This window comes from Klebsiella sp. RHBSTW-00215 (assembly GCF_014103785.1).
Taxonomy (GTDB): domain Bacteria; phylum Pseudomonadota; class Gammaproteobacteria; order Enterobacterales; family Enterobacteriaceae; genus Klebsiella.
The window spans coordinates 5,287,935-5,303,192 of the sequence record NZ_JABXQS010000001.1; the positions used below are offsets into that span (position 1 = coordinate 5,287,935).

General features: G+C 53.3%; 17 protein-coding genes. 12 read left to right on the top strand and 5 right to left on the bottom strand.

Annotation, left to right across the window (positions count from 1 at the left end):
- Window positions 1-28 precede the first annotated feature (28 nt).
- From rsmF to HV127_RS25210, 3 genes are all read left to right on the top strand, one after another.
- Entirely contained in the window at window positions 29-1,462 is a 1,434-nt protein-coding gene (gene rsmF, locus HV127_RS25200) for a 16S rRNA (cytosine(1407)-C(5))-methyltransferase RsmF (protein ID WP_182239577.1), read from the top strand.
- 115 nt (window positions 1,463-1,577) lie between these two features.
- A complete protein-coding gene (locus HV127_RS25205) occupies window positions 1,578-1,817 on the top strand; it encodes a YebV family protein (protein ID WP_110274282.1) in 240 nt (79 codons plus the stop codon).
- 97 nt (window positions 1,818-1,914) lie between these two features.
- A complete protein-coding gene (locus HV127_RS25210) occupies window positions 1,915-2,106 on the top strand; it encodes a YebW family protein (protein ID WP_110274283.1) in 192 nt (63 codons plus the stop codon).
- On the opposite strand, the gene pphA is transcribed toward HV127_RS25210, so the two are convergent.
- The gene (pphA, locus tag HV127_RS25215) at window positions 2,103-2,756 is read right to left on the bottom strand and encodes a protein-serine/threonine phosphatase (protein ID WP_182239579.1); all 654 of its coding nucleotides are present in this window, start codon (window positions 2,754-2,756) and stop codon (window positions 2,103-2,105) included. The two genes, HV127_RS25210 and pphA, sit on opposite strands and share 4 nt — an antisense overlap.
- A gap of 165 nt (window positions 2,757-2,921) precedes the next feature.
- Between pphA and HV127_RS25220 the strand changes: the two genes are divergently transcribed.
- From HV127_RS25220 to HV127_RS25250, 7 genes are all read left to right on the top strand, one after another.
- Complete coding sequence (locus tag HV127_RS25220) at window positions 2,922-3,866, top strand: VirK/YbjX family protein (RefSeq protein ID WP_182239581.1); 945 nt, start codon at window positions 2,922-2,924, stop codon at window positions 3,864-3,866.
- 118 nt (window positions 3,867-3,984) lie between these two features.
- Window positions 3,985-4,128, top strand: coding sequence for an Ecr family regulatory small membrane protein (locus HV127_RS25225; RefSeq protein ID WP_142514101.1), 144 nt, complete (start codon window positions 3,985-3,987; stop codon window positions 4,126-4,128).
- A gap of 570 nt (window positions 4,129-4,698) precedes the next feature.
- Complete coding sequence (locus tag HV127_RS25230; RefSeq protein ID WP_182239583.1) at window positions 4,699-5,247, top strand: spore coat U domain-containing protein; 549 nt, start codon at window positions 4,699-4,701, stop codon at window positions 5,245-5,247.
- Window positions 5,248-5,269: 22 nt separating this feature from the next.
- Entirely contained in the window at window positions 5,270-5,788 is a 519-nt protein-coding gene (locus HV127_RS25235) for a spore coat U domain-containing protein (RefSeq protein WP_182239585.1), read from the top strand.
- 18 nt (window positions 5,789-5,806) lie between these two features.
- Window positions 5,807-6,571 carry a molecular chaperone gene (locus tag HV127_RS25240; RefSeq protein WP_182239587.1) on the top strand — a complete coding sequence of 255 codons (765 nt, stop codon included), beginning with the start codon at window positions 5,807-5,809 and terminating at the stop codon, window positions 6,569-6,571.
- A 2-nt stretch (window positions 6,572-6,573) separates the two neighbouring features.
- Entirely contained in the window at window positions 6,574-8,901 is a 2,328-nt protein-coding gene (locus HV127_RS25245) for a fimbria/pilus outer membrane usher protein (protein WP_182239589.1), read from the top strand.
- Complete coding sequence (locus HV127_RS25250) at window positions 8,901-9,872, top strand: spore coat protein U domain-containing protein (protein ID WP_182239591.1); 972 nt, start codon at window positions 8,901-8,903, stop codon at window positions 9,870-9,872. Before HV127_RS25245 ends, HV127_RS25250 begins: the two co-directional genes overlap by 1 nt.
- 385 nt (window positions 9,873-10,257) lie before the next feature.
- Here HV127_RS25250 and HV127_RS25255 read toward each other — a convergent pair whose 3' ends face one another.
- From HV127_RS25255 to yobA, 3 genes are read right to left on the bottom strand one after another with little or no spacing between them, the layout of a single operon-like run.
- Window positions 10,258-10,596: a YebY family protein gene (locus HV127_RS25255; RefSeq protein ID WP_167492753.1), complete on the bottom strand. Its 339-nt coding sequence runs from the start codon at window positions 10,594-10,596 to the stop codon at window positions 10,258-10,260.
- Window positions 10,597-10,612: 16 nt separating this feature from the next.
- Window positions 10,613-11,482, bottom strand: coding sequence for a copper homeostasis membrane protein CopD (gene copD / locus HV127_RS25260; protein WP_182239593.1), 870 nt, complete (start codon window positions 11,480-11,482; stop codon window positions 10,613-10,615).
- A gap of 4 nt (window positions 11,483-11,486) precedes the next feature.
- Window positions 11,487-11,861: a CopC domain-containing protein YobA gene (yobA, locus tag HV127_RS25265; RefSeq protein ID WP_182239595.1), complete on the bottom strand. Its 375-nt coding sequence runs from the start codon at window positions 11,859-11,861 to the stop codon at window positions 11,487-11,489.
- A 135-nt stretch (window positions 11,862-11,996) separates the two neighbouring features.
- Here yobA and HV127_RS25270 point away from each other — a divergent pair, with 135 nt between their 5' ends.
- Window positions 11,997-12,227 carry a DNA polymerase III subunit theta gene (locus tag HV127_RS25270; protein ID WP_110274295.1) on the top strand — a complete coding sequence of 77 codons (231 nt, stop codon included), beginning with the start codon at window positions 11,997-11,999 and terminating at the stop codon, window positions 12,225-12,227.
- A 78-nt stretch (window positions 12,228-12,305) separates the two neighbouring features.
- Window positions 12,306-12,965 (top strand): exodeoxyribonuclease X, encoded by a 660-nt coding sequence (gene exoX / locus HV127_RS25275; protein ID WP_182239597.1) that lies wholly within the window; start codon window positions 12,306-12,308, stop codon window positions 12,963-12,965.
- Window positions 12,966-12,971: 6 nt separating this feature from the next.
- Here the strand turns inward: exoX and ptrB are convergent, their stop codons facing one another.
- A complete protein-coding gene (gene ptrB / locus HV127_RS25280) occupies window positions 12,972-15,032 on the bottom strand; it encodes an oligopeptidase B (protein WP_182239599.1) in 2,061 nt (686 codons plus the stop codon).
- Between the last annotated feature and the right edge of the window lie 226 nt (window positions 15,033-15,258).

The window sequence follows — 15,258 nt, forward strand, 5'->3', positions numbered from 1 at the left end:
CACCCTTTTTTGTTGTGGTGCGCTCCCCGTGGCTCAAAACGCTGTCTATCTTCCTGAAGAATTCCTCGCTCAAATGCGTGCGGCCATGCCGATGCATCTCTCTTTCGATGACTTTATTGCCGCCTGCCAACGCCCGCTGCGCCGAAGTATCCGCGTCAATACGTTGAAAATCACCGTCGCTGACTTTTTACAGCTGGTGGCTCCCCACAGCTGGCAGCTGACGCCGATTCCGTGGTGCGAGGAAGGTTTTTGGATCGAGCGCGAAGATGAAGACGCCCTGCCGCTGGGCAGCACTGCTGAACATCTCAGCGGGCTGTTTTATATCCAGGAAGCCAGCTCCATGCTGCCGGTTGCCGCGCTGTTTACCGACGGAGAGATGCCGCAACGGGTGATGGATGTCGCCGCCGCACCGGGTTCAAAAACCACCCAAATCGCCGCTCGCATGGGTAACGAGGGGGGGATCCTGGCGAATGAATACTCTGCCAGCCGGGTCAAAGTCCTGCACGCCAACATCAGCCGCTGCGGGATAAGCAACGTCGCCCTGACCCATTTCGATGGTCGAGTCTTCGGTGCCGCGTTACCAGAGTGTTTTGACGCTATCCTGCTCGACGCCCCCTGCTCCGGCGAAGGGGTAGTGCGTAAAGACCCCGATGCGCTGAAAAACTGGTCGCCTGAAAGTAACCAGGAGATCGCCGTCACTCAACGTGAGCTTATCGACAGCGCCTTCCACGCCCTTCGCCCCGGCGGCACGCTGGTGTACTCCACCTGCACCCTGAATCGCCAGGAAAACGAAGAGGTCGTCAACGGGCTGTTAGCGCGCTATCCGCAGGCAGTAGAGGTGTTACCACTCGGTTCGCTGTTCCCGCAAGCCGGTGAGGCGTTAACCGAAGAGGGATTCCTGCACGTCTTCCCACAGATTTTTGACTGCGAAGGCTTTTTCGTCGCCCGCCTGCGTAAAACCGCGGCCATTGAGTCTTTACCGGCACCGGGTTATAAAGTCGGCAAATTCCCCTTTATGCCGCTGAAAACCCGAGAATCCGCCGCCATCATTGCCGCCGCGGCCGCCGTTGGCTTGCAATGGGATGCAAGCCATACCCTGTGGCAGCGTGATAAAGAGATCTGGCTGTTTCCCCAGGCACTCGAAGGTTTATTCGGTAAAGTTCGCTTTTCACGCATCGGAGTTCGTCTGGCTGAAACCTACAACAAAGGGTATCGCTGGCAGCACGAGGCGGTTATTGCTCTGGCCGCACCAGCCAGGCCTTTCGAACTGACCCCGGCCGAAGCGGAAGAGTGGTATCGTGGGCGCGATGTTTATCCTGAAACGCTCCCGCAACAGGATGATGCCATCATCACTTTCCAGGGCGCGCCGTTAGGTCTGGTGAAAAAAATCGGATCGCGTTTAAAAAACAGCTATCCCCGAGAGCTGGTGCGTGACGGAAAGCTTTTTGCCGACAAGTCGTGACAGAGTGCAAAAAAACAGCATTTTTTAACTGGCGGTTTACGCCCTGTTGTCTACGCTGAAAAATGTCGGCCTTAACTGGTCGTACCACAACTCAGAAGACAAACGGGGTGAATTTATGAGTAAAACCAATGTACGTATTGGCGCGTTTGAAATAGACGACGCCGTGCTGCACGGCGAACAGCAGGGAGAGCGAACGTTAAGCATTCCCTGTAAATCCGATCCGGATTTATGTATGCAACTTGACGCGTGGGATGCTGACACCAGCGTGCCAGCCATTCTTGATGGTGAACATTCCGTCCTCTACCGTAAGCACTACGACCGCCAATCCGATGCCTGGGTCATGCGCCTCGCCTGACTCAAATGAACCCGTCGCCTGAGACGGGTTATTTATTCCCCCCACGCCCTGACATCTCCTACACTTATCAATATGTTTTTCCAGACATGAGGCCAGGATGTTTGCCTTAGTGCTATTTATTTGTTACCTGGATGGGGGTTGCGAGGATATCGTGGTGGATATTTACGATAACGAGCGACAGTGCACGAGAGCGATGGACGACCAGCGGATACGCCATGGGGGCTGCTTTCCGGTAGAAGATTTTATAGATAGCTTCTGGCTTCCTGCCCGCGAATACAGCGACTTTTAATGAGTTAACTGTAGCGCTACCAGCGTTAGCTCCCCGCCAAACACCGCGCCGGTATCAATATAGTGCTGGTTATCGCTGTCATAACGCCGTTTGAGCGGCGTATGGCCAAACCAGAAATGATCCGCCCCGTCGATAGCACCATGACGGCCAGCAAAGTGATCGGTGAGGCGCTGTCGACTCCATAGCACCTGATGCTCATCCACCGACTGCTGCCAACGATAGACCCTTGCGGGATAATCAGCATGAGCAATCACATGTACCTGCTCTGCGCTGTGGAGTTCAATAATCAGCGGCAGGTATCGGCAGCGGGCAATAAGTTCCGCGAGGTGTCGCCGCTGATTCACTGAGCTTTGCGTATACCAGTTGCCGCCGTTCATCCCCCACAACATCATGTCGCTACCCTCGAGTACCTCCAACGCCATCTGTTCATGATTTCCACGCACCGCGTAAAACCACCGACAGCGCAGTAAATCCAGACACTCCGCGCTTTGCGGCCCGCGATCGATCAGGTCACCCACCGAAAGAAGCAGATCCTGATAAGGGTCAAATTTGCGCTCCCGAAGCGCTGCCGTTAGCCGCGCAAAGCAGCCGTGCAGGTCGCCAACTAGCCAGATATTACGCCAGGCGGAACCCTCAATACGCTGATACATAATATCGTCCTCCTGACACAATTATAGGAAAACTCCGCCACTGTTGCGCTCGTGAATTTATACCTCAATCAATTTTAAACGAAAACCAAATATAGTCCGCCGGGGCATTAAGCTCTCTACGATATATCCATAGAATAGAGGCCAGATAATAACGAGGTATTCATCGTGACGGATAACAGCCTGCATTCAGTCAGCGTACTTGAGCAACGTTCAAATCTTATTGCCGATCTGGTGATGGGCCGAATCACTCCTGCGCCAATTTGGCAAAAACGCAATTACCGGCTTAAGTTTTTACTGCGCACGGCCCTATTTTATACACCAACGCGCGACATGCTGGAGAACCTTTCAGCGCGTGCGGATTTCAATCAGCTACTGGCCGCGCAGGTAACGCTGCCGGGCAAAGTCCATCGTCAGTATCTGACGCGCGGCTTGAACGCCAGCCAGCGTGCGCAGGCGATTATCAACCATTATCAATTTATCGACTCGCTGCCCGGATCGCGCCTTGCCGCCGCTATGACTTCAGCAAAAGAGATCCCACTGCTGGCGCTTACAGGCAAAGACGATGCCCTGTTTACGCTTTTCGCTTCCTCTGCGGGCAAAGCCGAGCGTGAAGGCGAGACGACCTTATGGTTACGTGACAGCGATAATAACGTGCTTGCCAGCGCGACCTTTAGCGTCACCCGGCAGCAGGATCAATGGCAGCTAACCATCGGCGGTCTGCAAGGGCCGCGCAGTAACATCTCTCATGAGGTGATCAAACGCGCGACTCGCGCCTGCCATGGGCTGTTTCCCAAACGCCTGTTGCTGGAGTTTATTTGGCTGCTGGCGGCACGTTGTCATATTCACGACATATATGGCGTGAGCGATAACGGCCACGTATTCCGCGCACTGCGCTATCGTCTGAGCAAAGGACGTCACTTTCACGCCAGTTATGATGAGTTCTGGCAGTCCATTGAGGGTGTTGCCGACGGAGCCTGGCGCTGGCGTTTGCCACTACGGCTGGAACGAAAAAGTCTGGAGAGCATTGTCAGTAAAAAACGCGCCGAATACCGCCGTCGTTTCCAGTTGCTGGATGACATGGCCTTCCAGGTGACGACTCTTATGAGTTAATTTTCACGCTAGTTATCTACAAAATTAACGCCGTTTGGCATAGCGGCGTTTGCATCTTCTACTGTGCTTTCGTTACTATCATGGCTTCCTCGCACTCTTCCAGGCAGCTATTGAAGTTATGAGTAAAACAGAAATTTTCCTGCTGGCTATGCTGTTGATTATTTTAGCCGTTGCCGTTTGGTTTATTTTCAGCGATGAAATCTGGGTTTTAGTAAGCACTATCGAGACCTGGCTATACCCTTCCTTTGTGGCACCAGAATAAATATTCTATTGTTATTTTTGGACTAAAAATCGTCTTCTCACCCCCTTCAATCAATAAGTAGAAACAATCCATAACAAATAAAAGCAAATAAATTTTTGCTCATTATTTAATTTGTCATACAAATGTATATAATTAACCACTTCCGATGTAGGCCCGTAAACTTCACCTGCACCATGGGCCTGATTTCGTGCAGGTGTCTTCTCTCTTACCTACGCTAAAGCGATGCGTTCAGAGTCTATTCCTGCTTTTTTGTCCATATTTTTTGTTTCAAAATTTGCGCCTGATTGTGATTTTAGAAAAAATTTTTATTCTCCCCTCCAACATCACCACACAAAGAAAAAAAACAAAACACCAACAATAAATTAACATGCAGCATTTATGTCCAACATATTCAAATATAACAGATTTAAAAACTATAAAAATAAAAAATCCAGCTAATAATGCAATATTACGCTTATCTCGCAGAAGTAGTTATATGTTAATCAACTAAACCGGAGCGCATGTTCGGTGATAAAAGCATAAAGCTCCATCGTTGTTTTTCTTCCGCGGCTTTCCATCAAGAGGTTCTCCATGAACGTCAAAACGATATCGCGCAGTGTCTTAGGCGGCTTATTAAGCGCAATCGTCATCATTCAGCCATCTTTTGCCGCGGGCACGCTAAGCGGTCAGATTGGCGTTCAGCTTACGCTTGGTAGCGGATGCCGGGTGTCGAATGGTTCCAGAGAGGGAGAACTTAACAAATGGGGGAACATCAGTTTTGGCGCCTACGGCGATTTAGCCAACTCCATTGATGCCGGAATGGTCGGCAGCGGCGGAGCCACTGCGGTCTCCATCGCCTGTACTGCGGATCTGCAATCAACGCTGACGCTGGATGGCGGCCAGCAAGGGTCAGGAGATCTTCGTTATATGAAAAATACAACGGGTCCTGCGCTAATTGCCTATCACCTGTACTCCGATGTGGGTCGTAATAGCGAAATCCTGCCAGATGGTAGTATCGCTATCACCGGAACCGGCAGCCCGCAAGAAATCCCTATTTTTGCGCGTATCCGCCCTGAAGACCAGGATGCCCCTACCGCTGGCGACTACAGCGACATCGTCACCGCGACGTTAACCTGGTAACGACATAAGGGAAATGGGCGTCATGCTTCGACCAATGTGGCTTACATTATTTCTGCTTTTTGCCTCGGGCGCCCATGCAGCCACTGCCCAGAAGACGTTAAAAGTCTCCGCACAGATAACCGCAGGCTGTGCGCTTGGCGCCGGAGACGGCTCCCAAACGACGGATTTCGGCACGTTGAATTTCGGCACCATGTCATCGCTCTACAGCAATGTTGATGTCGCCAGTACGCCAGGCGCGGGGTCGATTATCGTGACCTGCACGCCAGGCACTGCTATTTCAATCGCTCTCGACTATGGCGTTAACGGTGGCTCAGCAGCCCAGCGTTATATGTCGAACGGCGGCGGTAATACCCTGGCGTATCAGCTTTATCAGGATAGCAACCGTGCCACCGTATGGGGTAACAGCACGCAGGCTTTGAGCATCGCATCATTTCCGAGCACCACGCAAACCTACACGGTTTATGGCCGCCTTTTTGCCACGAATGGCTTCCCGGCGGTGGGCTCTTATACCGACACGGTCACCGTCACGCTGACCTATTAGATAATGCACAGGTTAACTATGACTCGCTGTAGATTTGCGCTGTTTTTATTCGCTTTATCCGCCCCAGCTTCCGTTCTGGCCGCCAGTTCCGTACTAGTCTGGCCGATATTTCAAACTATCGAAAGCCACGAAAAAGGTTCTGAACTGTGGCTGGAGAATCGCGGCAACACGCCGGTAAATTTACAGCTGCGCGTTTTTTCCTGGGATCAAAAAGCGTCATCCGATGCCTATGCCGATCAAAACGATGTCGTCGCCAGTCCACCCTTCACCACAGTCGCGCCGGGACAGCGTCAGTTGGTACGACTGATGCGCATTGCTCCCGTCGCGAATGGAAAAGAAAAATCCTACCGCATCGTTATTGATGAGATCCCTCCTGCGCAACCGGCAGTGCAAACGGATAAAAACTCCGCAGGACTGAGAATGCGCATGCGCTACGTTCTGCCGCTGTTTACCTATGGGCAAGGCATCACGCCGCTAAAGAACGATGGCTCAGTCGAAGCGGTCAGGACAACGCTGCGCTGGTCACTTTCCCAGCAGAATAGCCGTCAGGCGCTTTGCATCGACAATACCGGCAATCAACACGCCCGACTTAGTTCGGTTTACTGGGCAAACGCCAGCGGTAAGAGTCAAATTTCTCAGGCTAACGGCCTTCTTGGCTACGTACTGGCGCAGAAAAAAAACTGTTTTCCGACCGCAGGCAAATCTGCTGTTCCGTCAGGGATGCATCTGTTTGCTAAATTAACCGATAACGGTCAGGCGGTGGAAATTCCGGCGAACCGTTAACCATGAGAGACCTGAAAAGGGCGACCTATGGGGGGCTGCTGGCGATTGCGTCGGTAACAGCTTACGCCGCAACCTACGATTCGTTGCCTGCGCCAGCGGCATCGTACAGCGAAAAGCAGGAATATGAGCTGTACCTCGGTTTATCGGTCAACGGTAATACCCCTGCGGGTACCGTTCCGGTCAAGGTCATCAATGGTCATTATTGGGTCTCAGCCAGCGTTTTGCAGCAGTCACATATCCCATTGAAGACCAGCGACACGCTGGTGGATATCACCACCCTCCCTTCAGTGAAGGTGGAATATGACCAGACCGGGCAAATGCTCAAACTGCAGGTCCCGGACAACTGGCTTCCTGAGCAGAAAATCGGCGAGGCATCAGGGCAAAATTACCAGGCCGCGATTAGCAGTCCAGGGATTTTATTTAACTACGATGCCTACAACCTTTTTTCATCCGACGGCACGCAAACCACCAGCACCTACAGCGAAACGCGTCTTTTTGGCCCGGCAGGTATCCTCTCCAATAATGCGGTAATCCGACAAAACTGGTCTTCAACAGGTTATGAGCAGCAGGGCTATATGCGCTACGACACCCTGTGGAAGTACAGCGATAGCGAGCGGATGATAAGCTACCAGGCAGGTGATGTGGTGAGCAACGCGCTCACCTGGAGCAGCTCCGTGCGTATGGGTGGACTACGCGTGAGCCGCAATTTCAGCGTTCGCCCGGATCTGGTGACATATCCGCTGCTCAACTTATCCGGCAGCGCGGCGGTCCCTTCAAGTGTCGACCTGTTTATTAATGGTTTTAAAACCAGCTCTTCGCAGATTAATGGCGGCCCCTATACGCTGACCAATGTGCCCTATATCAGCGGCGCGGGTGAAGCTACCGTGGTAACGACCGACGCCCTTGGCCGCCAGGTTTCCACCAATATTCCCTTTTACGTCTCAAATACCCTCCTGCGGGAGGGTCTAAGCGATTTTGATTTCACCGTCGGCGCCCTGCGCAACAATTACGGCATCAAAAATGCCGATTATGGCACCGGCGCAGTAAGCGCGATTTACCGCTATGGGTTAAACAATTGGCTAACCCTCTCAGCGCATAGCGAAGACCGCAAAGGATTAACCAATACCGGGGTTGGCGGCGATATCGGCGTGGGTAATCTGGGGACCCTCAGTCTGTCGACCAGCGCCAGCCGCGGCGAAGGAAATGGTAACCAGTTCACTGCGGGTTACTCCTACTATGGCAATAGCTGGGGGATTAATTACCAGCATATTCAACGCAGCGCTAACTATGACAACCTCAGCACCTACGGCTCGACCAGCATGCTAAGCCGCCAGTCAGACCAGGCCACGCTGAGCCTGAGCCCATGGGGACGCGTATTGGGCTCTTTTAGCATTGGCTACTTCGATATCAAGGCCGAGGATAATTCACGAACGCGCCTGATGAACTTCTCCTGGAGCCGCAGCCTGTGGAAAAGCAGCAGCTTCAGCCTGAGCGTAAACCGCGATCTGCAAGAAAATAGCTACGCCAGCATGCTGCAGGTCATCATCCCGTTCGATTCGCAAAGTTCAGTGCAGTTAAGCGGCCAGCGCTCCAGCTCCGGTCAATGGGGAGAAAATATCAGTGTGAGTCGCTCTGCCCCGGCAGAAGGTGGATTGGGCTGGAATCTCGCCCACTCGGTTGGCGGCGATAATTATAGCCAGGCGGATCTCACCTGGATCAACCGCGTATCAACGCTGAGCGGGGGTTACTACGGCTCACGTGACGATCATCACAGCTGGTTTGAAGCTACTGGTTCGGTGGTGCTGATGGATAACAGTCTGTTCTTCGCCCGGCAAATTAACGACGCCTTTATCGTTGTTTCCACCGGCAACTACCCGAATATTGCGGTTAATTATGAAAATCGTAAGGTCGGCGTGACGGATAAGAACGGTCATCTGCTGATCCCCTGGGCTGCGGCCTGGTACCCGGGAAAAGTCACCCTTGATACGCTTCCTCTGCCAACGGATACCGAAGCCGCCACGGTGGAGAAGCGTATTGCAGTCCGTGAAGGCAGCGGCGCGCTGGTTGATTTTCCGGTGAATCGCGTGCGCTCGGCGACGATTGTCTTCGTCGATGCCCAAGGGCAGCCGCTGCCGGTCGGTACGCCGGTTGAGGAGAAAAACAGTAAACAGCAAGGTCTGGTGGGCTACGACGGCGTGGTTTGGTTCTCGCATCTCACACGCAAAAATGACGTCACGATAAACGCCGGGGGGATGCGATGCCACGTGCAGTTCGAACTCCCGGAATCAACGCCCGTCCCGCAGCGGATCGGCCCGGTTAGCTGCAACTGATGACAACGGAGACAACGTTGAAACACCTTCTATTTTTATGTGTTGCGCTATTTTTGCTGACTCAATCGCTCAGCGCACTGGCTGCCTGCAACATCGTAGCCAGTTCGCCCAAAATCGGCCCGGTCGATTCATTTACGCTCAACAGCGCGCCGCAGGGCGTCCTGGCGGGCGCAGGCTTTTACTGCTCTCCAGAAGTGGCATCACTAAATTCGACCAATACCTTAACCGCCACGCTGTCTTCAACGAATCAGAGCAACAAAATTCCACTACTGCTTAATGGCGCCGGCGATGCGGTCCCATACAGCATCTGCGTTGACTCTTCATGCTCACCGGCCTATCAGGATGGCGGCGTGATTAGCTGGAGCAGAACCACGCTGCTCGATTTATTGGGGTTATTTAACACCAGCGACGGGACCATGCCGCTTTACTTCAGAACCACCCCCGGAGCAAATATCCCTGCCGGTACCTATACCGATACATTAAAAATTACCTGGGTGTATAGATTCTGCTACGTCGGGCTCGACCTGCTGGGCATTAAGATATGTATTCCAAACAACGGAACCCTGGTATCCACGGTGAATGTGTCATTACAGGTGACCAATTTTTGCTATATCGACAGCGCGCCGGAAGTCATATTTACCTCTGCCGCCCTGCCGTCCAGTTTTAGCGACTACAGCGGCCAACTCGCCATCCGCTGTACTAAAAATGCGGCCTATACCGTAAACCTCACCAGCATCACCAACACCAGCGTCGGCGACTGGCGGCGGATGAGCCTACCGCAACAGACGGCCTGGTTGCAGTATCAGTTTTACCAGGCTAACGGCAGCGCATGGACGGAGAGTAATAATCTCAGCGTCACCGGTTCCGGCACGGCACAATCTGCGAACTACACGGTAAAGATTAACCCAACGCAGAGTAACCAGCCTGCAGGTACCTATAGCGACACTATTCTGGTGACCGTCACTTATTGAAGTCCGGCAGGCAATTTTTTTGTAAAAGAAATGTTTGGGAAATTATTGTTGTGGTATAAGAAAAAAGTCCCGAAAAAACCATCCGGGATTTTGCAATGGAATCTGCGGCGTTCTGAATAATAGATAAAAAAAGACCGAACACGATTCCTGTATTCGGTCCAGGGAAATGGCTCTTGGGAGAGAGCCGTGCGCTAAAAGTTGGCATTAATGCAGGCTAAGTCGCCTTGCCTTATAAGAATAGTTTACCGTGTCAGGTTTTCCAGTCCGCGACAAAAGTGGACGAATAATTCCTGTCAAAATTGCGAATGCCAACAAAAAACCGCCACTCCCGGCAAGGGACGATGGCGGTTTTTTTCATGCAAATACAGTTGGATACTAGTACCGATCAGCAGAGTTTCTGCGCACGCTCAATAAATGGCGTCAGGCTCATTTTTTGTCCTGGCTGCTGCGGATCATCGACCTGGATCACAGAAATCGGCTGGGCGTTGGTCTTGCCGTCTTTCATCTGCTGCTCGGCGACTTCATTTAGCGGGTACTGCACCAGGGTGCTGGGGTTAATGGCAAACAGCGCATTGCCGGGACGGCAGGTCAGCATCACCTCTTCACGATTAAACGCCCAGCTCTCCTTACCCACTTCAAAGCGGCTCACGGTAATCACCTTTGGCGCCGCCAGCGCAGCGCCAGAACTTGCCAATAACAACAGTGTCAAAACGATTTTTTTCATGATTTAACCAGTTAATTCAGTAAGGTTCCCAGGTCGCAAACAGGCTGACGGCAAACAGTGCCAGCGCGCCCAATACTATTTCCATCTGCGTGGTTCGCACGATGAGCTGTTCCGCCCGCGTTCCGCTTGCCGAGATGCGTGGCACCAAAACATACCGGTTCACCAGCGCAATTGCCACCATTGCGGCCACCAGGGCACATTTGAACAACAGCATCCGCCCCCAGGGCGAGTCGCTGATGAGCCCTCCCTGGATAAACAGCGCATTCACTATGCCGCTGGCGATGGCTCCGGCCACCGCCAGATGCCCGTAACGCGAAAAACGCATCATGGTGTAAATAGCGGCCTGCCGCCAGCGCCCATGCGCCAGGCGTAAACAATAGATAAACGGCAACAAACCGCCAAACCAGCTGGCGACACAAAACAGATGCACTGCATGGTTTGTCCGTTGCAGTATCCCCTGCCAGCCTTCATTCATCGCGGCATGGCCAACACCTGCCAGCAGCAATAATTGTGCGCAAAGGAGGATCAGCAGCAAGCGGGCCGGATGCCGTGGTTTCAGCCATACCACCACCAGCGCGACCAGGGCCAACAAAATTTGCCACACCCACGCGCTGCCGAACTGCGTCCCGGCAACCGCCTGCCAGATGGCGGGTTGCCAGACATCCGGCCAACCGTTGCCCATTAACCCCCCCTGCGCCATCAGCATCAACAGCGCCGACAACGCGCTCGCCAACAATAAATGGCGCATCAGCGGATAGAAGCGCTGCATCAGCAAACGACGCAAGGTCACCGGCGCCCACCACGCGCCGTAAAGCACGCAGCCGAAGGCGATCATCAGCGAGATAAAATGGATAAAACGTAAGCTGACATAGACTCCGCTAAGCATCGGCTTACTTCACGGTAAAGGTGTATTGTCCTTTGGTCTTATGGCCATCTACGGAGACCACATGCCAGTCAACGGTATATTCACCCGGCGTTAACGCCTGCTCGACGGGCACCGTCAGTTGGGATTTGTTGCTCTCATCACGGGTGGGTTTGCCGAGGGCAACAGTTTTCTGCTGCGGCCCGGTCAGGGTCACGCCGCTAAATTGCGTTTCGATTCCTTCGGAGAAGCTCAGCGTCAGCACCTGCGGGGACGCATTCACCTCAGCGTTAGCTGCCGGAAGCTGCTGTTGCAGGTGTGCGTGGGCAAATGCACCTGCTGCAGTCAGGCTGCAGGCGAGAAATAGAGACAGACGCAGCGCGCGTCCGGCGATGATTGGCATAGTCGTCATTCCTTTTTGTTATGTATGTAGCACAGAGAATAACCCTGTATAATGACACAGTCGAGCTAAGCGTCTGAGACTTGCCTTTTTGCCGTATGCTTAGTACTTTTTGCGGCATTATCAAAGGAGAAACCGATGGAAAAGAACCTGGCTAAAATTTCCCAGGAGGAGATGGACAAAGTGAATGTCGATCTTGCTGCGGCCGGCGTCGCCTTTAAAGAGCGCTACAATATGCCGGTAGTCGCCGATTTAGTCGAAAGAGAGCAGCCAGCGCACCTGCGCGACTGGTTTCGCGAGCGGCTGATTGCCCATCGTCTGGCATCAGTTTCTCTTTCCCGCCTGCCGTATGAGCCGAAACAGAAATAATTCCCGTCCCCTGTGGACATCTGAGTTGGCAAGACCTGCGCATTCTATTACGCTGGTTTCTTTGGCCTGGAGCAAGCCATGCTGCGCGTAATCGATACAGAAACCTGCGGATTGCAGGGGGGCATTGTTGAAATTGCCTCGGTAGATATAGTGGACGGACAAATTACCAATCCGATGAGCCATCTGGTTCGCCCCGACCGCCCCATCAGCCCGCAGGCGATGGCAATTCATCATATTACCGAAGAGATGGTCGCCGATAAGCCGTGGATTGAGGAGATTGTGCCGCTGTACATGGGCAGCCCGTGGTACGTCGCCCACAACGCCAGCTTTGACCGTCGGGTGCTGCCGGAAATGCAGGGCGAGTGGATTTGCACCATGAAGCTGGCGCGCCGCCTGTGGCCGGGAATTAAGTACAGCAACATGGGGTTGTATAAATCGCGCAAGCTCAGCGTTACCACGCCACCGGGGCTGCATCATCACCGGGCGCTGTACGATTGCTATATCACCGCCGCCCTGCTGCTCGACATAATCAAAACTTCCGGCTGGTCGCCGGATGATATGGCCACGATTACCGGCCGCCCGGCGCTGCTATCCACCTTCACCTTCGGCAAATATCGCGGCCAGGCGGTCTCTGAAATAGCGGAAAACGACCCCGGCTATTTGCGTTGGTTATTCAATAACCTGGATCGTATGAGCCCCGAGCTGCGCTTGACGCTTAAACACTATCTCGGGGAGTAACCAGCTCTACGCTTGTGCCCGGCCTGGCAGCGTCCCCTGCGCCAGGCCAATCAGAAACGCGAACTCCAGCGCCACGCCCTCGTAGCTTTTAAAGCGTCCGGATTTACCACCGTGACCGGAATCCATATCGGTACACAGCAACAGCAGGTTGTCGTCGGTTTTCAGCTCGCGCAGTTTTGCCACCCATTTTGCCGGTTCCCAGTATTGCACCTGCGAGTCATGCAAACCCGTAGTCACCAGCATGTGCGGATAGGCCTGCGCCAGGATGCCGTCGTAAGGACTGTAGCTCTTCATATAGTGGTAATACTCTGCATCCTGTGGGTTACCCCACTCTTCAAACTCACCGGTGGTCAGCGGGATCGACTCATCGAGCATCGTCGTCACGACATCAACAAAAGGAACCTGAGCGACCACGCCGTGAAACAGTTCCGGTCGCTGGTTAATCGCCACGCCCATCAGCATACCGCCCGCGCTGCCGCCCATACCGTAGCATAAGTGGGGCGCGCCGTAGCCCTGCGCCAGCAGCGCATCACAGACGTCGAGGTAATCGTTGAAGGTATTTTTCTTGCATAGAAACTTACCGTCTTCATACCACTGCTGGCCCAGTTCGCCGCCGCCGCGAATATGAGCGATAGCAAAAACAAAACCGCGGTCGAGCAGGCTCAGGCGGCTGGCGCTAAAATCCGCATCCATGCTGGCGCCATAGGAACCATAGCCGTATACCAGCAGCGGGCTGGCTCCTTTGCGGAAATGTTCATGCCGGTAGACCAGAGACACCGGAACCTCAACACCGTCACGAGCTTTGATCCACAGGTGCTCGCTGCGGTAATGGCTGGCATCAAAACCTTTTACTTCCTGTTGTTTGAGTACCCGCCGCTCGCCGGTATTCATGTCCAGTTCAAATAGCGTATCCGGCGTGGTCATGGAGGAGTAGCCGTAACGCAGACGGGAAGTTTCTGGCTCCGGGTTATAAGAGAGCCAGGTCACATAGGCCGGATCGTCAAACGCAATGCCCTGTGACTCCCGCGTTTTACGATTGATCTGCCGCAGGCTGGTCAGCCCATGCTGACGTTCTTCGACCACCAACCAGTCGGTAAACAGGGTAAAGCCTTCCAGCATCACCTCGTGGCGGGCAGGAATTAATGTTTCCCACTGTTGCTCATCGCGCAGCGTGCTGCGATAAAGGCCAAAGTTCTTACCTTCACGGTTAGATCGCAGATAAAAGGCATGCTGATAGTGATCGAGACTGTATTCATGATCTTTGCGACGCGGCAGAAAGCAGATCGGCTCGGCATCGGTCATCTCTGCATTCAGCAGCATTACTTCGCTGGTGGTCGCGCTGGCCAGATAAATCACTACAAACTGTTGGGAGGTGGTTTTGTGAACGCTGACGTAGAAGGTGTCGTCCTGCTCTTCATATACCAGGATATCTGAACTGGCCGGGGTACCAAGACGATGGCGCCAGACCTGATACGGCAGCAGCGTGGTCGGGTGTTTACGCACATACCACAGGGTCTGTGAATCGTTACTCCAGGCAAAATCAGGCGAGACGTTTTCCAGCACCTCTGGGTATTCGTTATCGTTGTGCAGAGAGTACAAGCGCAAGCTATATTGCCGCCGTGAAAGATAATCTTCCGCGACCGCCATGATGTGGTTGTCCGGTGAGATCCCTAAGCCGCCGAGGGTATAGAACTCGCTACCGGCCGCCCGTTTGTTACCGTCAAGCAGAACGTCCCACTCATCCCACTCTTCTTTTAGCACCGACTGGCGTTGATAAATAGCGTATTCGCAGCCCGGCTCATAGACCTGACGGTAACGATAGCCATTTTTGCTGTACGGTGCCGATACTTCGCGCGGTGGAATACGATCAATAATTTCCTTCAGTACCCTGTCCTGCAGACTACTTTGCGAAGACATGACTTTTTTCCCGTACTCGTTTTCCTGGCGCAGATAATCAAGCACTTCCGGCAGAGAGCGCTCGTCATCACGCAGCCAGTAGTAATTATCAATTCGGGTATCGCCATGTAAGGTCATGGCATGAGGGATTCGTTTTGCTTTTGGTGGCATCTGCTTCGTCTTCTGCGGCTTATATTATTTATCCTTCAGCATGCCCCAAAGCGTGCTGAAGGATGACAGGTATATAAGGGTGGCAAAAGTCGCCAGCGATGCAAGCGAAACGTGAGGATTTAAGGCGCTATCCCCGTCATACTTCAAGTTGCTGGTGCGTTGGCTGCACTCGTTCGCCCGAATCACTTACTTAAGTAAGCTCATCGGGACTTTCTCACTTGCCGCC

Excerpts from the sequence above, each read along its gene's own strand:
- ptrB (WP_182239599.1), bottom strand. The coding sequence starts at position 15,032 with ATGCCACCAAAAGCAAAACGAATCCCTCATGCCATGACCTTACATGGC.
- HV127_RS25245 (WP_182239589.1), top strand. The coding sequence starts at position 6,574 with ATGAGAGACCTGAAAAGGGCGACCTATGGGGGGCTGCTGGCGATTGCG.
- HV127_RS25250 (WP_182239591.1), top strand. The coding sequence starts at position 8,901 with ATGACAACGGAGACAACGTTGAAACACCTTCTATTTTTATGTGTTGCG.
- yobA (WP_182239595.1), bottom strand. The coding sequence starts at position 11,861 with ATGCCAATCATCGCCGGACGCGCGCTGCGTCTGTCTCTATTTCTCGCC.
- exoX (WP_182239597.1), top strand. The coding sequence starts at position 12,306 with ATGCTGCGCGTAATCGATACAGAAACCTGCGGATTGCAGGGGGGCATT.
- HV127_RS25240 (WP_182239587.1), top strand. The coding sequence starts at position 5,807 with ATGACTCGCTGTAGATTTGCGCTGTTTTTATTCGCTTTATCCGCCCCA.
- HV127_RS25225 (WP_142514101.1), top strand. The coding sequence starts at position 3,985 with ATGAGTAAAACAGAAATTTTCCTGCTGGCTATGCTGTTGATTATTTTA.
- HV127_RS25230 (WP_182239583.1), top strand. The coding sequence starts at position 4,699 with ATGAACGTCAAAACGATATCGCGCAGTGTCTTAGGCGGCTTATTAAGC.
- HV127_RS25235 (WP_182239585.1), top strand. The coding sequence starts at position 5,270 with ATGCTTCGACCAATGTGGCTTACATTATTTCTGCTTTTTGCCTCGGGC.
- HV127_RS25255 (WP_167492753.1), bottom strand. The coding sequence starts at position 10,596 with ATGAAAAAAATCGTTTTGACACTGTTGTTATTGGCAAGTTCTGGCGCT.
- HV127_RS25270 (WP_110274295.1), top strand. The coding sequence starts at position 11,997 with ATGGAAAAGAACCTGGCTAAAATTTCCCAGGAGGAGATGGACAAAGTG.
- copD (WP_182239593.1), bottom strand. The coding sequence starts at position 11,482 with ATGCTTAGCGGAGTCTATGTCAGCTTACGTTTTATCCATTTTATCTCG.
- HV127_RS25205 (WP_110274282.1), top strand. The coding sequence starts at position 1,578 with ATGAGTAAAACCAATGTACGTATTGGCGCGTTTGAAATAGACGACGCC.
- pphA (WP_182239579.1), bottom strand. The coding sequence starts at position 2,756 with ATGTATCAGCGTATTGAGGGTTCCGCCTGGCGTAATATCTGGCTAGTT.
- HV127_RS25210 (WP_110274283.1), top strand. The coding sequence starts at position 1,915 with ATGTTTGCCTTAGTGCTATTTATTTGTTACCTGGATGGGGGTTGCGAG.